Origin of the sequence: Roseburia yibonii, assembly GCF_014297335.1 — a bacterium.
In the GTDB taxonomy this organism is placed as follows: domain Bacteria; phylum Bacillota; class Clostridia; order Lachnospirales; family Lachnospiraceae; genus Roseburia_D; species Roseburia_D yibonii.
This window is the reverse complement of the sequence record NZ_JACOQH010000001.1, coordinates 493984-509827: the sequence shown is the minus strand read 5'-3', so window position 1 is coordinate 509827 and position 15844 is coordinate 493984. Positions and strand designations below refer to the sequence as shown.

Below are 15844 nucleotides of genomic sequence, written 5' to 3'. Positions count from 1 at the left end.
TTTTTGCGTCTGGATGGTACAATAGGAAAAGTGAATAAAAAGGCAGGACAAAAAAGATGATCTATCTGTTTACGGCATTCTATGCGGAGGCACAGTGCGTGATCGCGCATTACAAACTGAAAAAAGATACGGCACATACTCATTTTCAGCTTTTTGAGAATGAGGAGTTAAAGATACGCCTGATCCTGACCGGTGCCGGAAATATCGCGGCGGCGTGCGCAGTCAGCGGCACATTCGGTGAATTTCCGCCCGGAAAAGGTGATTTTCTTGTCAATATCGGGAGCGCGGCGGCAGATGCAAATGATCCGTCCGTGCGGGATGGAGAGATCTTTCTCTGTAATAAGATCACAGAGCAGACAACCGGACGGACGTTTTACCCGGATGTGATTTACCGCCATCCGTTTGCGGAGGCAGAGATCGTGACACAGGCGGTTCCCTACCGTGGAGCGAACGAAACGCAGGATCCGGAAAACGGAGCAGGGGCACGTCTTTATGATATGGAAGCGGCGGCGGTCTATCAGGCGGGAGCCTACTATTTCGGACCGCACCAGATGACGTTTTTAAAGGTTGTGACGGATCACGGAGTTGCCGGTGACGGAAAGACCGGACAGCCGGAGCAGATCGGGCAGAAGATCGCGGCACAGGAGGAGGCGGTCTGCGCGTACATCGACAGCCTGCGCCGGATCACAGAGGAAGCAGCGGAAGAATGCGGATGCGGGGCGAAACAGGACGAAGAGGAGACAGATATCCGGCGTCTGACCGAAGACCTGCACGCTTCAAAGACGATGGAGGCCATGGTACGTCAGCATATCCGTTACTGGACACTTTCAGGGATCGATTACCGGACGGTGCTTAAAGAAATGTACGCATCTGGAAAACTCCCGTGCAGGGATAAGAGAGAGGGGAAGAACTGCTTTGAAGAGATCCGGCGAAAATTATTATAATACGGCATTTTCCCACATTTATGTGGAACGCGGAGTGAAGGACCATCCGCGCACAAAAAGGATATTGGCGAAATTTCCGCAGGCGCAGGTGGTCTGGATCGATCATTACAAGGATGTGTTCTGCCGGAGGGGGCAGGATTATCTGAGGCAGCACCGGGCGCAGAGCCTGATCCTCGCGGCGAAACAGGGGACGTTGATCTATCCCGGAGCGCCGGTCTGTCAGAACTTCGGAAACTCGTATTTTTATTATACCTCCTGCGTGATGAACTGTATCTATGACTGTGAGTACTGTTACCTGAAGGGGATGTACCCGTCCGCGCATCTGGTCATCTTTGTGAATCTGGAGGACATTTTCGCTGAGGTAAAAAAGATAATAGCGCAGCATGAAATGTACCTGTGTGTATCCTATGATACCGATCTTCTGGCGCTAGAGGAGATCACCGGATACGCAGGGGAATGGGTGCGCTTTGTAAACGAATGTGAAAAAGAAGAACAAGAGGGCGGGAATGGGCTTCGCATCGAGCTTCGGACGAAATGCGCGAACCACAGCTTTTTTAAGCACGCAGAACCGTCCTCCCACGTCGTGTACGCGTTTACGATGTCGCCACAGGAGGTCATAGAGCGGTATGAACATTACACCCCGTCGCTTGCACAGCGCATTGCGGCAGCGGCGGAAGCACAGGCGTGTGGGTGCACGGTGCGGCTCTGTTTTGATCCGATGATCTATCATGCGGGCTGGAAGGACTCGTATGACAGGATGCTTCTTGCGATTGCGGAGCAGATGGACTGGGGCAGACTGTTTGATGTGAGTGTCGGAAGCTTCCGTGTCTCACAGGATTATTTAAAGAAAATGCGGAAGAACGCGCCGGATTCCGCAGTCGTCCAGTTCCCCTATGAAAATGACCGGGGTGTCTACCATTATGGGGACGGGCTGACGCGGGAAATGGAAGGCTTTCTGGTGGAGCGGCTGTCGCAGTATCTGCCGGAGGAAAAGATATTTTTGTGGGAGAAGGAGGAAACATAGATGAGAGAGGCAGTGATCATAACCGGGGCATCGTCCGGGATCGGTCTGGCAGTGAGTGAACGGCTGTGTGATATGGACTATGAGGTGTTCGGGTTTGGCAGGAATTTTGAGTTATGTAAACTGGAAAGAGGAAACTTTCATCCGATCATTTGTGATCTTCTGGATACGGCGAAACTGACCGGACAGGTGAAGCGGATCGCGGCGGAATGGGAGATCCATGTACTGATCAACAATGCGGGAGTTGCCTACTATGGGCTGCATGAGGAGCTGAACGCGAAAAAGATCGCCGAGATGGTGCGCACGAATCTGGAAGTGCCGATGATCTTAAGCGCTCAGCTGCTGCGGACCTTAAAAAAGAATAAAGGCCATATCATAGACATCGCGTCCGTCACGGCGGTAAACAGCAATCCGCACGGCTGCGCGTATGGAGCCACCAAGGCGGGACTTTACAGTTTTGGGAGAAGCCTGTTTGATGAGGCGCGAAAGTACGGGGTGAAGGTGACGACGATCTGCCCGGATATGACAAAGACCAATCTCTACCGGAACGCGGACTTTAGGGAAGCGGAGGAAGAGGAGGCGCGTCTGGTGCCGGAGGATGTCGCGGATGCGGTCGCGTTTGTGCTCGGCGTGCGGGATGGCATGGTGCTGTCGGAACTTACTTTAAAACCGCAGTTACACCGGATCAGAAAAAAACCTCTTGCAAAATAACAGGATAAGTGGTATGGTAAATTTCGTAAAAAGAAAACAGATCTTCAGGGCAGGGTGCGATTCCCTACCGGTGGTAAAGCCCACGAGCCGCAAGGCATGATTCGGTGTGATTCCGAAGCCGACAGTACAGTCTGGATGAAAGAAGATACGATGATATATTTTGATATCTGAAATATGCGTGAGATGCTCTGAGATGATAGTTATCATTTCAGAGTTTTTTGTTGGTCAGCATGAGGACAAAACAGGCAGTTTCAGATCATCAGAGATAAGTGCCCTGGAGAAGATTCTTCAGGGCACTTTGTTTCTGCCTGTGACAGGAGGAATTTATGACAGTAGATGAATCATATATGGATATGGCGCTGGAACTCGCGAAGCGCGGTATGGGCGCGGTAAATCCCAATCCGCTCGTGGGCGCGGTGATCGTAAAGGATGAAAAAGTGATCGGAAAGGGATGGCACGAAAGATTTGGCGGACTTCATGCGGAGCGGAACGCGCTTGCGGACTGTAAGGAGAGCACCGAGGGGGCGACAATTTATGTGACGCTTGAGCCGTGCTGTCATTACGGCAAGACACCGCCTTGTACCGAAGCAATCCTGGCAAGCGGCATCCGCCGCGTGGTGATCGGATCCTCGGATCCGAATCCGCTCGTGGCAGGAAAAGGAATCCGGATCTTACAGGAGGCCGGGCTTACCGTGGAGACCGGGGTATTAAAAAAAGAGTGCGATGCATTAAACGCCGTATTTTTTCATTACATCAAAACAAAAAGACCGTATGTGGTGATGAAATACGCAATGACACTCGATGGAAAGATCGCGACAGCAACGGGCGCTTCGAAGTGGATCACCGGGGAAGACGCAAGGAAAAATGTGCAAAAGGACCGTAACCGCTATATGGGGATCATGGTGGGGCTCGGAACGGTGCGGGCGGATGACCCGCGCCTTACCTGCCGGATACCGGGAGGAAGAGATCCGATCCGCATCATCTGTGATACCGGACTTTGCACACCGCCTGAAAGCAACGTTGTGACCACGGCGCATGAGACAAAGACGATCCTTGCGACAGCATGTGCGGATGAGGCGAAGCATGCACCTTATCGGGAAGCGGGATGTGAGATCCTGGTGGTTCCGAAAAAAGAAGGACATATCGATCTGGGTGAACTGATGCGGATGCTCGGAGAGCAGGGCATTGACAGTATCCTCTTAGAAGGCGGCGGCACGTTAAATTTCTCCGCACTGAAACAGGGGATCGTACAGCGGGTGCAGGCCTATATCGCACCGAAACTGTTCGGCGGGGCGGAGGCGAAAAGCCCGGTGGAAGGATCCGGTGCCGTGCTTCCGTCCGATGGCTGGCAGCTGTCCGATGTAAGCGTCCGCAGGATCGGAGCAGATCTTTTGGTGGAAGGAGATGTGAAATATTCATGTTTACCGGAATAATTGAAGAAATCGGAACAGTTGACGCAATACGAAAAGGAGCGCGGTCCGCAGTGCTCGTGATCCGTGGAAATAAGATCTTTTCGGATCTAAAAATCGGAGACAGTGTTGCCACAAACGGTGTCTGCCTGACTGCGACGGAGATCACGGGAAAGACCTTTTCGGCGGATGTCATGAATGAGACACTTTCCCGTTCAACGCTTGGCAAGCTGCGGCCCGGAAGCCCTGTGAACCTGGAGCGGGCGATGGCGGCAGACGGGCGTTTCGGTGGACATATGGTGGCAGGCCATGTGGATGGCACCGGAAAGATCCTTCATATTAGGAGGGATGACAATGCAATCTGGTACACGATCCTGGCGGATCCGGAGATCATGCGCTACATTGTGGAAAAAGGTTCGATCGCGATCGATGGCATCAGCCTTACCGTGGCAGCGGTGGAACGGGATAACTTTTCGGTTTCCGTGATCCCGCATACGGCGGCGGAGACGACGCTTTCCGGGAAAAAGATCGGGGATGCGGTCAATCTTGAGAACGACATGGTTGGAAAATACATAGAAAAATTTGTGCAGACAAAAAGCGGGATCGATACAGCGTTTTTGCAGCAATATGGATTTTAGAGGGAGGAAAAAAGATGTTTGAATTTAATACAGTTCCGGAAGCACTTGAGGCATTAAAAAGCGGAAAGGTCATTTTGGTAACGGATGACGAGGACAGAGAGAATGAGGGGGATTTCATCTGTGCGGCACAGTTCGCGACAACGGAAAATGTAAACTTTATGGCAGCGCATGGAAAAGGACTCATCTGTATGCCGATGAGCGGGGAGCTCTGTAAGAAACTGCAGCTTCCGCAGATGGTACAGGATAATACGGACAATCATGAGACCGCGTTTACGGTATCGGTGGATCATAAAGATACAACGACCGGTATTTCCGCCGAAGAACGCGGACTTACGGCAAGAAAGATCGTTGCAGAGGACGCGAAGCCGGAGGATTTCAGAAGACCGGGACATATGTTTCCGCTGCGCGCAAAGAAAAACGGTGTGCTGGAACGCAACGGACACACGGAGGCGACGGTGGATCTGATGCGGCTCGCCGGCTTAAAGGAATGCGGGCTCTGCTGTGAGATTATGGGAGACGACGGACGGATGCTGCGCACGCCGCAGCTGATCGAACTGGCAGAAAAATGGAACATCTGCTTTATCACGATCCAGGCGATCCAGGATTACCGCAAAAAACACGAAAAGCTGGTCGAGTGTGTGGCAAGCCCGCTGCTTCCGACGGAATACGGCGAATTCCGCGCTTACGGCTATCGCAACCTGTTAAACGGGGAACATCATGTGGCACTGGTCAAGGGCGAGATCGGGGACGGAGAGAACGTGTTATGCCGGGTACACTCCGAGTGTCTGACCGGAGATGTTTTTCATTCCGCACGCTGTGACTGCGGACAGCAGCTCGATCAGGCAATGCGGCAGATCGAAGCCGAGGGCAGGGGGATTTTACTCTATATGCGGCAGGAAGGCAGAGGCATCGGGCTTTTGAATAAATTAAAAGCATACGAACTGCAAAGCGAAGGAATGGATACGGTGGAGGCAAATCTTGCGCTCGGATTTTCCGAGGATATGCGGGAGTATTACATCGGGGCGCAGATCCTGCAGGATCTCGGCGTGAAGACGCTCCGCCTGCTGACCAATAACCCGGATAAGGTTTATCAGCTTTCCGATTTCGGCATGGAGATCAAAGAGCGGGTTCCAATCGAAATACCGGCAAACCGTTATGACAAATTTTATCTTCTGACCAAAAAGAAACGCATGGGACATCTTTTGGATATCAAAGAAGCAGAATAAAAATTCATCAAAACAGAAAAAGGAGAGAACAAAAATGAAGACATTAGAAGGAAAATTAGTAGCAGGAAACGAAGGAAAAGACATGCGCATCGGTATCGTTGCGTCAAGATTTAATGAATTTATCACAACAAAACTGCTTGGCGGTGCGACAGACGCGCTGCTCCGTCATGGCGTGAAAGATGACGACATTACTGTCGCATGGGTGCCGGGCGCGTTCGAGATCCCGCTGATCGCGGAGAAGATGGCGCAGAGCAAAAAGTATGACGCCGTGATCTGTGTGGGAGCGGTGATCCGTGGAAATACCTCACACTATGATTATGTATGCAGTGAAGTGTCAAAGGGAATCGCGAATGTATCCTTACAGAGCGGGGTGCCAGTTCTGTTCGGTGTGCTGACCACGGAAAATATCGAGCAGACGATCGAGCGTGCCGGAACCAAAGCCGGAAACAAGGGATTTGACTGTGCAGTCAGCGCGATCGAGATGGTAAATCTGATCCGCGAGATGGAAAAACAGTAAAAGTCGGAAAATGCCGCTTTTTTACGAATGAATTGAAAAATGAGTTATGTTAAACTGAATCTATAGACTGAATTTCAGATGGTCTTATATGCTGGACGGGATCCGGCAGGTTTCGGAAGACAGCAGCATATGAATCAAAGAAAGAACTGCGATGGGCATCAGAGGGGAGGCCTGTCGCAGTTCTTTATAGAATATTCACAAAAACAAAACACGTATGCTTTTTTCATAGTAAACAGGAGCGAAGTGTGCTAAACTTGATTTAAAGTAGCCAGAGTGCAGTTTTTTGAAAAGTGAGGAGAAGGGATATTTCATGGAAAAACAACGATCGGCGAGCACATTTGAGATGCTCTGTGACATCATAGACAAATTTGCTCCCTGTATGAATGATTATTTGTACGCATATGACATCACAAACGATGCTTATTACATATCAAAGAAGGCGTTGGATCGTTTCGCGCTGCCGTCCAATCTGTTCCATGATGTGGTGGAGGCGCATAACGTGTTTGTTTACGCGGATGATATCAAGATATTGTCCGAGGATTTAAAGAAGATGCTGCGCGGGGAAAAAGAGTCGCATAATATCAAATACCGCTGGATCGGAAAAAACGGTCAGCCGATCTGGATCAACTGCAAAGGATGCATTTATGTGCTCGGGGAAAAGAAAGAGACGTTTCTGCTCGGCTGTATCAATGAGATCGGAGCCAGACAGGCGGCGGATAATGTCAGCAACCTGCTTGGGGAGGAAGCGTTTAAAGAGCAGGTGCAGCAGCTGCAGGAAGTGGACAAAAAGGGGTATGTCCTGCGGATCGGAATTGATGACATCAAAGACATCAATGAGCGGTTTGGCATAGAATACGGGGATTATATCCTGCGCGTACTTGCCGACCGGATGAAGGAAGCGGCACATCCGGGACAGACGGTATACCGGATGCTCGGGGACGAGTTTATTCTGCTCGATGCCGCAGGCCGGACGGCGGAGGACGCAGTGGCGATCTACAATGGCATCTGCCGCGCGATCGAGGCGGCGATCGAAAAGGATCACTATAAAGCGGTGTATACGGTTTCCGGCGGTATTGTGATGAGCGAGGACATCAAGGCGCGGGACTACGGCGAAATGATGAAAATATCCCAGTTTGCACTCAGTCAGGCAAAAGGAAACGGAAAAAATCAGGTCTATCTGTTTGCGGAAGAAGACTACCGGAAATTTGTGCGCAGAAGAGATATCCTAAGGGCGGTGCGTCAGTCCGTAGCGGAGGATTTCAAAGGATTTGAGCTCTATTTCCAGCCGATCATGCGGTCGAAAGGGGGAAATCTTTTCGCGGCGGAGACACTGCTAAGGTTTCATATGTCCGAGCAGGAAATGGTATCGCCGGTGGAATTTATCCCGGTGCTTGAGGAGAGCGGACTGATCATCCCGGTTGGAAAGTGGATCTTAAAAAACGCGCTGCTCATGTGCAAGAAATGTCAGAGCGTGAAACCGGATTTTAAGATCAGTATCAATATTTCCTATATCCAGATCTTAAAAAGCCAGATCTTAGAGGAGATCATCCACAGCATTGAAGAGACGGAGGTTGAGCCGTCGAGCGTGATCACGGAGCTGACAGAGAGCGGCGGTGTCGGAAACACGGTGATGATCCAGGAGCTTTGGGACAAATTGAAAGAATATGGCGTGTATATTGCGCTCGATGATTTCGGAACCGGCTATTCCAATCTGCAGAATATCGGAAATATGACACCGCATATCGTAAAGCTCGACCGCAGCTTTACGATAAAGGCACTGCAGCATGATTATGAGAACCGGCTGATGCTCTGTATCATCCAGATGGTTCACAGCATCGGGCTTAAGATCTGCGTGGAAGGTGTGGAGACGAAAGAGGAGCTGGATCAGATCCTTACACTCGGCCCGGATTTTATCCAGGGATTTTATTATGGAAAACCGTGCCCGCAGGAAGAATTTTTCGATCGTTTCATAAAAGATTAAACTGGACTGTATAAAAATATAAAAACTGGTTCTTTTCATAATACCAATTTGAATTATAATACCATCATAAGCTAGCGAAAAATAAAAGAGAATCATGATGGAAGAGGAAAATGGTATGGCAAAAGAAAACAGATATGAATTAAATAAAGAACTGGCACAGATGTTAAAAGGCGGCGTTATCATGGATGTTACGACACCGGAGCAGGCAAAGATCGCGGAAGCGGCAGGCGCATGCGCAGTTATGGCATTGGAGCGAATCCCAGCGGATATCCGCGCGGCGGGCGGTGTGTCCCGTATGAGTGATCCGAAGATGATCCGCGGCATTCAGGAAGCGGTATCCATTCCGGTCATGGCAAAATGCAGGATCGGTCATTTCGCGGAGGCACAGATCTTAGAGGCGATCGAGATCGATTACATCGATGAGAGTGAAGTGCTTTCCCCGGCAGATGATGTATATCACATCAACAAACATGAATTTAAAGTACCGTTTGTCTGCGGAGCAAAAGATCTTGGCGAGGCGCTCAGACGTATCGCGGAGGGCGCGTCCATGATCCGTACCAAGGGAGAACCGGGAACCGGTGATGTTGTCCAGGCAGTCCGCCATATGCGTATGATGAACGCGGAGATCCGCCGTATCCAGAATATGCGTGAGGATGAACTGTTTGAGGCGGCAAAACAGTTACAGGTTCCGGTCGATCTGGTGCAGTATGTGCATGAAAACGGCAAGCTTCCGGTCGTAAACTTCGCGGCAGGCGGCGTGGCAACTCCGGCGGATGCGGCGCTTATGATGCAGCTCGGCGCGGAAGGCGTATTTGTTGGCTCCGGTATCTTCAAATCCGGTGATCCGGCGAAGCGTGCGGCAGCGATCGTAAAAGCGGTTACAAATTACAACGATGCGAAACTGCTTGCGGAACTGTCCACAGACCTCGGCGAGGCGATGGTCGGTATCAACGAGCAGGAAATTGAAATTTTAATGGCAGAGCGGGGAAAATAAAATGGTAGTTGCGGTTTTGGCGCTGCAGGGCGCGTTCCTCGAACACGAGCAGATGTTAAAAAAACTCGGTGCGGAAGTCTTTGAGATCCGCCAGAAGAAGGATTTGGAGCGTCCGTTTGACGCGCTGATCCTTCCGGGCGGAGAGAGCACCGTTATGGCGAAGCTGATGCGGGAAGACGGGCTTTATGAGCCACTTCTTGCAAAGATACAGGCGGGGCTTCCGGTATACGGAACCTGTGCCGGCCTGATCCTTCTCGCGAGAGAAGTGGAGGGCGGCACTCCGGCATTCGGAACCATGAATATCCGTGCGCTGCGCAATGCGTACGGAAGACAGCTCGGCAGTTTCTTTACAGAGGAAGAATTTAAAGGGATCGGGACGGTTCCAATGACATTTATCCGTGCGCCGTATATTGAAAAGGCGTATGAGGATGTGGAAGTGCTCGCGACGGTTGACGGAAAGATCGTAGCGGCAAGACAGGGCAATCAGCTGGTCACGGCATTTCATCCGGAACTTGACGCGGATTTAAGAGTACATCAGTATTTCTTAGAAATGGCAAAAAAAGAAAGCAGGTGAGAAATTCTCATCTGCTTTCTTTGTATGGAGAGGTGGCTTATTTTGCTCTTGCCATAGCCTCTTCGTAATCCTTTGTTCCAACGAAGATCTCGTTCTTGTAAGGATTCTTCTTCTGCGCTGCCGCGCGTTTCATGATTCCAGCGAATACGGCAACGTTTGCCATGATAGAGAGGACAGCGATAAATCCCATAACCTTAGGATCTGCGCTTTGTGGGTGAACGTCGCTCTTCATGAAGCCGTCTGCGTAGAGAACCGGGATAACGGCGAATTTGCCCTGATCCTGGAATAATGGGAATACCTGCGCGAACATACACCAGATCGCCAGGGTATTGGCACGGTTCTGGATCCAGCCGCCCTTGTTCCAGAAGATCGCTGCGAAGGTCGGTGCTAAAAGCAGAGCCAGTCCGCAGTACCAGGAGTGGGTCGGAAGATTGAGGTAAGTATATTCGAAGTTCCAGATGTCATAAGCAAGGATGAACATCCAGGTCATATCCGGCCAGAGCATATCGTCTTTCTTTTTAGAAGAATAAATGCCCCACCATCCGGTCATACAGAAGATGTTGATCAGTCCTGCGATACCGTTTAAGATGTTCCACCATCCGCCGTAGAGCCATACGCCCTCGGAAGATAACCACCATCTGGAACCGGTTTCCGCAAGTGCCATGGAACCACGGATCGCGGATTCGAAGTCACTGCATACTGCGATTAAGATGTTGATCGCTACGATGATGAACGGGAACGGTTTAAACCAGGCTTTTTTGCCGATGCCCCACTCGTATTTTAACATCATAAAACCGATACAGCCTGCGGTTGCGGCGTACAGTTTCGCGTAGTGGAACCAGCTGGTCATATGTACATAGGTGTCGTTTTCGAGTGCCCATGTTGCGCCTGCGGCTGCACTTGCGTATATTGCGATAAAATATACGGTCAGAATGAGCGGCAGGACGAAGAAGAAAAGAATTCCTCCCATTTTAGTTCTTCGTGCAATTTCATTTGCAAGGACAAGACCTGCGAATACCAGGATCCAGCCTAAAAATTTGTAGATGGAGGCATCTCCATATACCTGAAATAACATAACGAACTCCTCCTTTATAAATATGTAATTTATTTATTTCAACTTCTGTAAAAGAAGGTGAAAGCAAAAAGAAACGTCAGTATGCTTCGATTTCTTTGATGTTGATCTCATTTCCGGTTTCCAGGTGTGTCTTTTCGCTGCCGCAGAACGGACAGACCTTCGCGTAGGTTACGGTCGGATACGTCTTCCCGCAGGACTCGCACAAAGTGACGGCGGGAAGCGTTTCGATAAGCATCTTACAGCCGCGGAGCAGATCATGCTTCTCGGCTGTCCAGCGCCAGCAGTCGGTGAGATAGGAGTCAACGACACCGGAGACTTCACCGAGTTCGATCGTCACACTTGAAATGGAAGTCAGATTGTTTTCTCTGCCGACAGCAAGCAGGCTGTCGGCAATGTGAAATACGATACCAAGTTCATGCATTATTCTTCATCCTTTTTACGGAATTTGATCTTCATCTCACGTTTTAACATGTAAGGCAGGATAGCCTTCATCTTGTCTTCGGATTTTACCATCTTGCTGCAGCCCGGAAGCTCACGGTTTAAGTGGATGGCATCAAACGCGCATTTGGTCGTGCAGATACCGCAGCCGATACACTTATTCGGATCCACAACGGAAGCACCACAGCTTAAGCATCTTGCGGTTTCCGCTTTTACCTGTTCTTCGGTAAACGGAAGCTTCGCGTCACGGAAGGAGGTGTGGCTGTCAATCGAAGCGTCCACGCCGGGAACCTGTCTGGAACCGCTGTCATAGCTTCCCAGCTTGAGATTGTCTTTGTCAAGCTCCACAAATTTGCGTCTGTTTCTGCCGATCACAAGGCTGCTATGCGGCTGTACAAAGCGGTGGATCGAAATGGCGCCTTCTTTTCCGGCTGCGATCGCGTCGATCGCGAATTTCGGCCCGGTGTATACATCACCGCCGGCAAAAATATCCGGTTCCGCGGTTTGGTAGGTGAGCGGATCCGCGACGATTCCGTTTCCGCGTCCAAGCTCGACTTTGGTGCCGTCTAAGAGATTTCCCCATTTGATGCTCTGACCGATACTTAAATATACGTTCTCACATGGAACGGTGATCGTATCGTCTTCGTCAAAGGTCGGGTTGAACCTTCCGTCATAATCCTTGACGGAGAGACATTTTTTAAATACCACACCGGTCACTTTTCCGTTTTCGGTGAGGATTTCCTTCGGACCCCATCCGCACTGTAAGTTTACGCCTTCCTCCAAAGCCTCTGCAACTTCTTCATCGGCAGCCGGCATTTCGTCTCTGGATTCGAGACAGAACATGCTGACTTCGGAAGCACCGCAGCGGGTGTTGGTGCGGGCAACATCGATCGCAACATTACCGCCGCCGATCACAACGCTGCGTCCGTTGATCGCATAGGATTCGTTTTCGGTCGTAGTATGTAAAAGCTCTACCGCAGACATCACACCTTCGGCATCTTCGCCCGGAATGTTGAGCGCGCGGCTGCCCTGACAGCCGATCGAGATGTAGAAAGCTTCATAACCCTGTTCGCGCAGGGAAGCGATCGTTACATCTTTGCCGACTTCCACGCCGCATTTGATCTCCACGCCCATTTCCTTTAAGACATCGATCTCTGCCGCAACGACATTCTTTTCGAGCTTGAAGGAAGGAATACCATATACTAACATTCCGCCGGGCAGCGGGTTTTTCTCAAATACGGTCGGATGATATCCTTTTTCCGCGAGGTAGAACGCGCAGCTGAGACCGGCAGGGCCGCCTCCGATGATCGCGATCTTCTGCGGGAACGTGCCGCGGTTTGACGGCTGTACGACCGGCGGGATATAACGGTGTTCGGCGTTTAGATCCTGTTCCGCGATATATTTCTTTACCTCATCGATCGCAACAGAGCGGTCGACGGTTCCGCGTGTGCAGGCATCCTCACATCTGCGGTTACAGATGCGTCCGCAGACAGCCGGGAACGGATTTTCCTTTTTGATCAGGGCGAGCGCATCACGGTATCTTCCCTGCGCAGCCAGTTTTAAGTAGCCCTGGATACCAATGTGAGCCGGACAGGCGGTCTTACATGGCGCAGTACCGGTGTCGTAGCAGTTGATCCGGTTGTTGTCGCGGTAGTCCTCGTCCCATTTCTCCGGGCCCCATTTGGTGGCATCCGGAAGCTCGTGTTTCGGATAAACGACCGGGCCTTCCTTGGTGCAGAGCTTCTGACCGAGCTTTACAGCTCCTGCCGGGCAGTATTCCACACAGCGTCCGCAGGCAACACAGTTCTCGGTCTCGACCTTTGCCACATAAGCGGAGCGGGAGAGGTTCGGTGTATTGAAAAGCTGCGAGGTACGCAGCGCATAACAGACATTGACGTTACAGTTGCAGATCGCGAAGATCTTGTTCTCTCCGTCGATATTTGTGATCTGATGCACAAAACCGTTGTCCTCCGCACGCTGTAAGATCTCCATGACCTCCTCATAGGTCACATAATGGCCGCGGTTCGTCTCAACGAGGTAGTCAGCCATGTCACCGACACCGATGCACCAGTCTTCCGGATCATCGGCACAGCCTTCATCGAAGGTTCTTCTCGACAGACGGCAGGAACAGGGACTTGCCGCGTATTTTCCCTCGTATTTTTTGAGCCAGTGGGAGATATGTTCGATATCCACCGACTGGTTTTCGGAGGAGATTGCTTTCTCGACCGGGATGACATGCATACCGATACCGGCGCCGCCCTGCGGAACCATCGGAGTGACTTTTTCGAGCGGCTCGCGTGACATGCGCTCAAAGAAACGTCCGAGTTCCGGATGTTCGTCCAGCTGTTTCTGGTTCATGTTGGTGAATTCGGCACTTCCCGGAACAAACATCGGAAGAACATACTGTTTTTCGTGTTTCGGGTTTTCCCAGTTGTATTCCAAAAGACCGGCAACGCTCATTTCCTGAAGCAGATCCTCTAATTTCTTTAAATCGGAGGATTTGGTCTTTTTTGCGATCTGTTCTAAGGTCATCGGTTTGCGCACGTCCATTTTGAGCGCAACCTCTGCCATCTCATCGGTGACGATGCAGGCAAGACCCCAGTATTCCGGGTCATCCGGCGTGATCTTGCGGCCGAGACGGTCGGTGATCTTCTGTCCGAGTTTTAAGATCAGCGGACGGAATTCTTTGTTATTTTCATTAGTAAAATCAGCCATTATGCTCTCCACTCCTTTACTTCTTTGGTCAGCCATTCTTTCCATGCATCCATGCCCTCGCCGGTCTTTGCGCAGATCGGAATGACCTTGGCTTTCGGATTGCGCATGTGGATATATTCCTTGCATTTTTCCAGATCAAAGTCAAAATATGGCATGACATCGATCTTGTTGATCAGGACAACATCGCAGACAGAAAACATTAACGGATATTTTAATGGCTTGTCGTGTCCCTCCGGAACGGAGAGGATCATGGCATTTTTTACAGCGCCGGTGTCAAACTCAGCCGGACAGACCAGATTTCCGACATTTTCTAAGATGGCGAGATCGACATCGTCCGTACCGAGTCCCTCCAGTCCCTGTCTTGTCATGGCGGCATCGAGGTGGCACATGCCGCCGGTGTGAAGCTGGATCGCTTTTGCGCCGGTCGCTGCGATCGCCGCCGCGTCAACGTCAGAGTCGATATCCGCTTCCATGACGCCGATCTTAAATTCGTCCTTTAACAGGGCGATGGTCTGACGCAGGGTGGTTGTCTTTCCGGAACCCGGAGAAGACATCAGATTAAGTAAAAAAACGTGCTTTTGCTTCAACAGATCACGCAGTTCGTCCGCCTGCTTGTCGTTGTTCGCAAAAACACTCTGCTTGATTTCGAGTACTTTTACATGATTCATACGATAAACTCCTTATCTGTAGTTGGAACATACCAATACTTTGTTATTATTTTATCATGCATTTGGCATACCGTCAATTTGCCGCAGGGGCATTCTGGTATAAATGTTGAATTTTCACAGTTTTCGGAAGAAAAACAGACTTTGTTTTTAAGGAAAAGTATGATAAACTAAAGTCACTGGTATCTGGTATAACCAGTAGCAAGGAGGGCACTATGAAGTTTGAAAGATTATCTGCGCCGACGTTAAAGAGCCTGTTTGTGAGTCAGCTGCAGGATAAAATATTATCGGGGGAGATCCCGATCGGAACCGCGCTTCCCTCGGAGCGCGAGCTGGCGGCACAGATGCAGGTGAGCCGCGCGGTGGTAAACAGCGGACTCGCGGAACTGGCAGAGGAGGGCTTTTTGGAAATCCAGCCGCGCAGGCGGACGTTCGTCTCTGATTATAGAAGAAACGGGAACATCAGCACGCTGATCGCACTCATGGAGTATCACGGCGGGCGGCTCGGCAGACAGGAAATCCGTTCTATTCTGGAGATCCGGCGCGCGCTGGAACATATGGCTGCGGAGCAGGCAATCTTATGCGCAACGGAAGAAGAACTGAAAGTGCTTGGCAGAAAGCTGGTGGAACTTGCGATGACAGAAACGCCGCAGGCTGCGGCGGAGGCGGCGTTCGCGTTCCAGCATGAGCTTGCGTTTATTTCAAAAAACAGCATCCTGCCGATCTTTTATTCCTCATTCAAACCGGTGGTCATCACGCTCTGGGAGCGGTACTGTAAGCTGTACGGGATTGAGCGCTTAAGCAGAAATACGGAGATCCTCTATAATTACATCTGTGACCGGGACGCGGACGGCGCGTTTTTGTGGATCGATCAGTACCTGGAGATGGCGATCGGCGGAAAAGAACAGATCTACTATGAATAAGAGAGCAAACGTA

The 15844-nt window shown here is 50.7% G+C and carries 15 protein-coding genes and 1 riboswitch; of the genes, 11 read left to right on the top strand and 4 right to left on the bottom strand.

What is annotated here, in order from left to right; translation table 11 throughout:
• The first annotated feature begins 56 nt into the window (after positions 1-56).
• From H8Z76_RS02440 to pdxT, 10 genes are all read left to right on the top strand, one after another.
• Complete coding sequence (locus tag H8Z76_RS02440; protein ID WP_186981549.1) at positions 57-944, top strand: hypothetical protein; 888 nt, start codon at positions 57-59, stop codon at positions 942-944.
• Positions 916-1968 carry a spore photoproduct lyase family protein gene (locus H8Z76_RS02435; protein ID WP_186981548.1) on the top strand — a complete coding sequence of 351 codons (1053 nt, stop codon included), beginning with the start codon at positions 916-918 and terminating at the stop codon, positions 1966-1968. Before H8Z76_RS02440 ends, H8Z76_RS02435 begins: the two co-directional genes overlap by 29 nt.
• Positions 1969-2676: an SDR family oxidoreductase gene (locus H8Z76_RS02430; RefSeq protein ID WP_186981547.1), complete on the top strand. Its 708-nt coding sequence runs from the start codon at positions 1969-1971 to the stop codon at positions 2674-2676. It begins immediately after the preceding gene.
• 36 nt (positions 2677-2712) lie between these two features.
• A riboswitch (FMN riboswitch) is annotated at positions 2713-2827 on the top strand.
• Positions 2828-3002: 175 nt separating this feature from the next.
• The gene (gene ribD / locus H8Z76_RS02425; protein WP_186981546.1) at positions 3003-4109 is read left to right on the top strand and encodes a bifunctional diaminohydroxyphosphoribosylaminopyrimidine deaminase/5-amino-6-(5-phosphoribosylamino)uracil reductase RibD; all 1107 of its coding nucleotides are present in this window, start codon (positions 3003-3005) and stop codon (positions 4107-4109) included.
• The gene (ribE, locus tag H8Z76_RS02420) at positions 4094-4723 is read left to right on the top strand and encodes a riboflavin synthase (protein WP_186981545.1); all 630 of its coding nucleotides are present in this window, start codon (positions 4094-4096) and stop codon (positions 4721-4723) included. Before ribD ends, ribE begins: the two co-directional genes overlap by 16 nt.
• A 14-nt stretch (positions 4724-4737) precedes the next feature.
• Entirely contained in the window at positions 4738-5949 is a 1212-nt protein-coding gene (locus tag H8Z76_RS02415; RefSeq protein ID WP_186981544.1) for a bifunctional 3,4-dihydroxy-2-butanone-4-phosphate synthase/GTP cyclohydrolase II, read from the top strand.
• A 34-nt stretch (positions 5950-5983) separates the two neighbouring features.
• Positions 5984-6466 carry a 6,7-dimethyl-8-ribityllumazine synthase gene (ribH, locus tag H8Z76_RS02410; RefSeq protein WP_022516582.1) on the top strand — a complete coding sequence of 161 codons (483 nt, stop codon included), beginning with the start codon at positions 5984-5986 and terminating at the stop codon, positions 6464-6466.
• A gap of 310 nt (positions 6467-6776) precedes the next feature.
• Positions 6777-8447, top strand: coding sequence for a sensor domain-containing protein (locus H8Z76_RS02405; protein ID WP_186981543.1), 1671 nt, complete (start codon positions 6777-6779; stop codon positions 8445-8447).
• 115 nt (positions 8448-8562) lie between these two features.
• Positions 8563-9441, top strand: coding sequence for a pyridoxal 5'-phosphate synthase lyase subunit PdxS (pdxS, locus tag H8Z76_RS02400; protein ID WP_186981542.1), 879 nt, complete (start codon positions 8563-8565; stop codon positions 9439-9441).
• 1 nt (position 9442) lies between these two features.
• Positions 9443-10015 (top strand): pyridoxal 5'-phosphate synthase glutaminase subunit PdxT, encoded by a 573-nt coding sequence (gene pdxT / locus H8Z76_RS02395; RefSeq protein WP_147617803.1) that lies wholly within the window; start codon positions 9443-9445, stop codon positions 10013-10015.
• A 37-nt stretch (positions 10016-10052) separates the two neighbouring features.
• Here pdxT and H8Z76_RS02390 read toward each other — a convergent pair whose 3' ends face one another.
• From H8Z76_RS02390 to hypB, 4 genes are all read right to left on the bottom strand, one after another.
• Positions 10053-11090: a DUF5692 family protein gene (locus tag H8Z76_RS02390; RefSeq protein ID WP_022516578.1), complete on the bottom strand. Its 1038-nt coding sequence runs from the start codon at positions 11088-11090 to the stop codon at positions 10053-10055.
• Positions 11091-11166: 76 nt separating this feature from the next.
• On the bottom strand, positions 11167-11511 hold the full coding sequence (locus H8Z76_RS02385) for a hydrogenase maturation nickel metallochaperone HypA (protein ID WP_022516577.1): 345 nt from the start codon (positions 11509-11511) through the stop codon (positions 11167-11169).
• Positions 11511-14243, bottom strand: a complete 2733-nt coding sequence (locus tag H8Z76_RS02380; RefSeq protein WP_186981541.1) for an FAD-dependent oxidoreductase — start codon at positions 14241-14243, stop codon at positions 11511-11513. Before H8Z76_RS02380 ends, H8Z76_RS02385 begins: the two co-directional genes overlap by 1 nt.
• Positions 14243-14911, bottom strand: a complete 669-nt coding sequence (gene hypB / locus H8Z76_RS02375; RefSeq protein ID WP_022514537.1) for a hydrogenase nickel incorporation protein HypB — start codon at positions 14909-14911, stop codon at positions 14243-14245. The genes H8Z76_RS02380 and hypB overlap by 1 nt, the downstream gene beginning before the upstream one ends.
• Before the next feature lie 212 nt (positions 14912-15123).
• Between hypB and H8Z76_RS02370 the strand changes: the two genes are divergently transcribed.
• Positions 15124-15831 (top strand): FadR/GntR family transcriptional regulator, encoded by a 708-nt coding sequence (locus tag H8Z76_RS02370; protein WP_022514538.1) that lies wholly within the window; start codon positions 15124-15126, stop codon positions 15829-15831.
• Positions 15832-15844 lie beyond the last annotated feature (13 nt).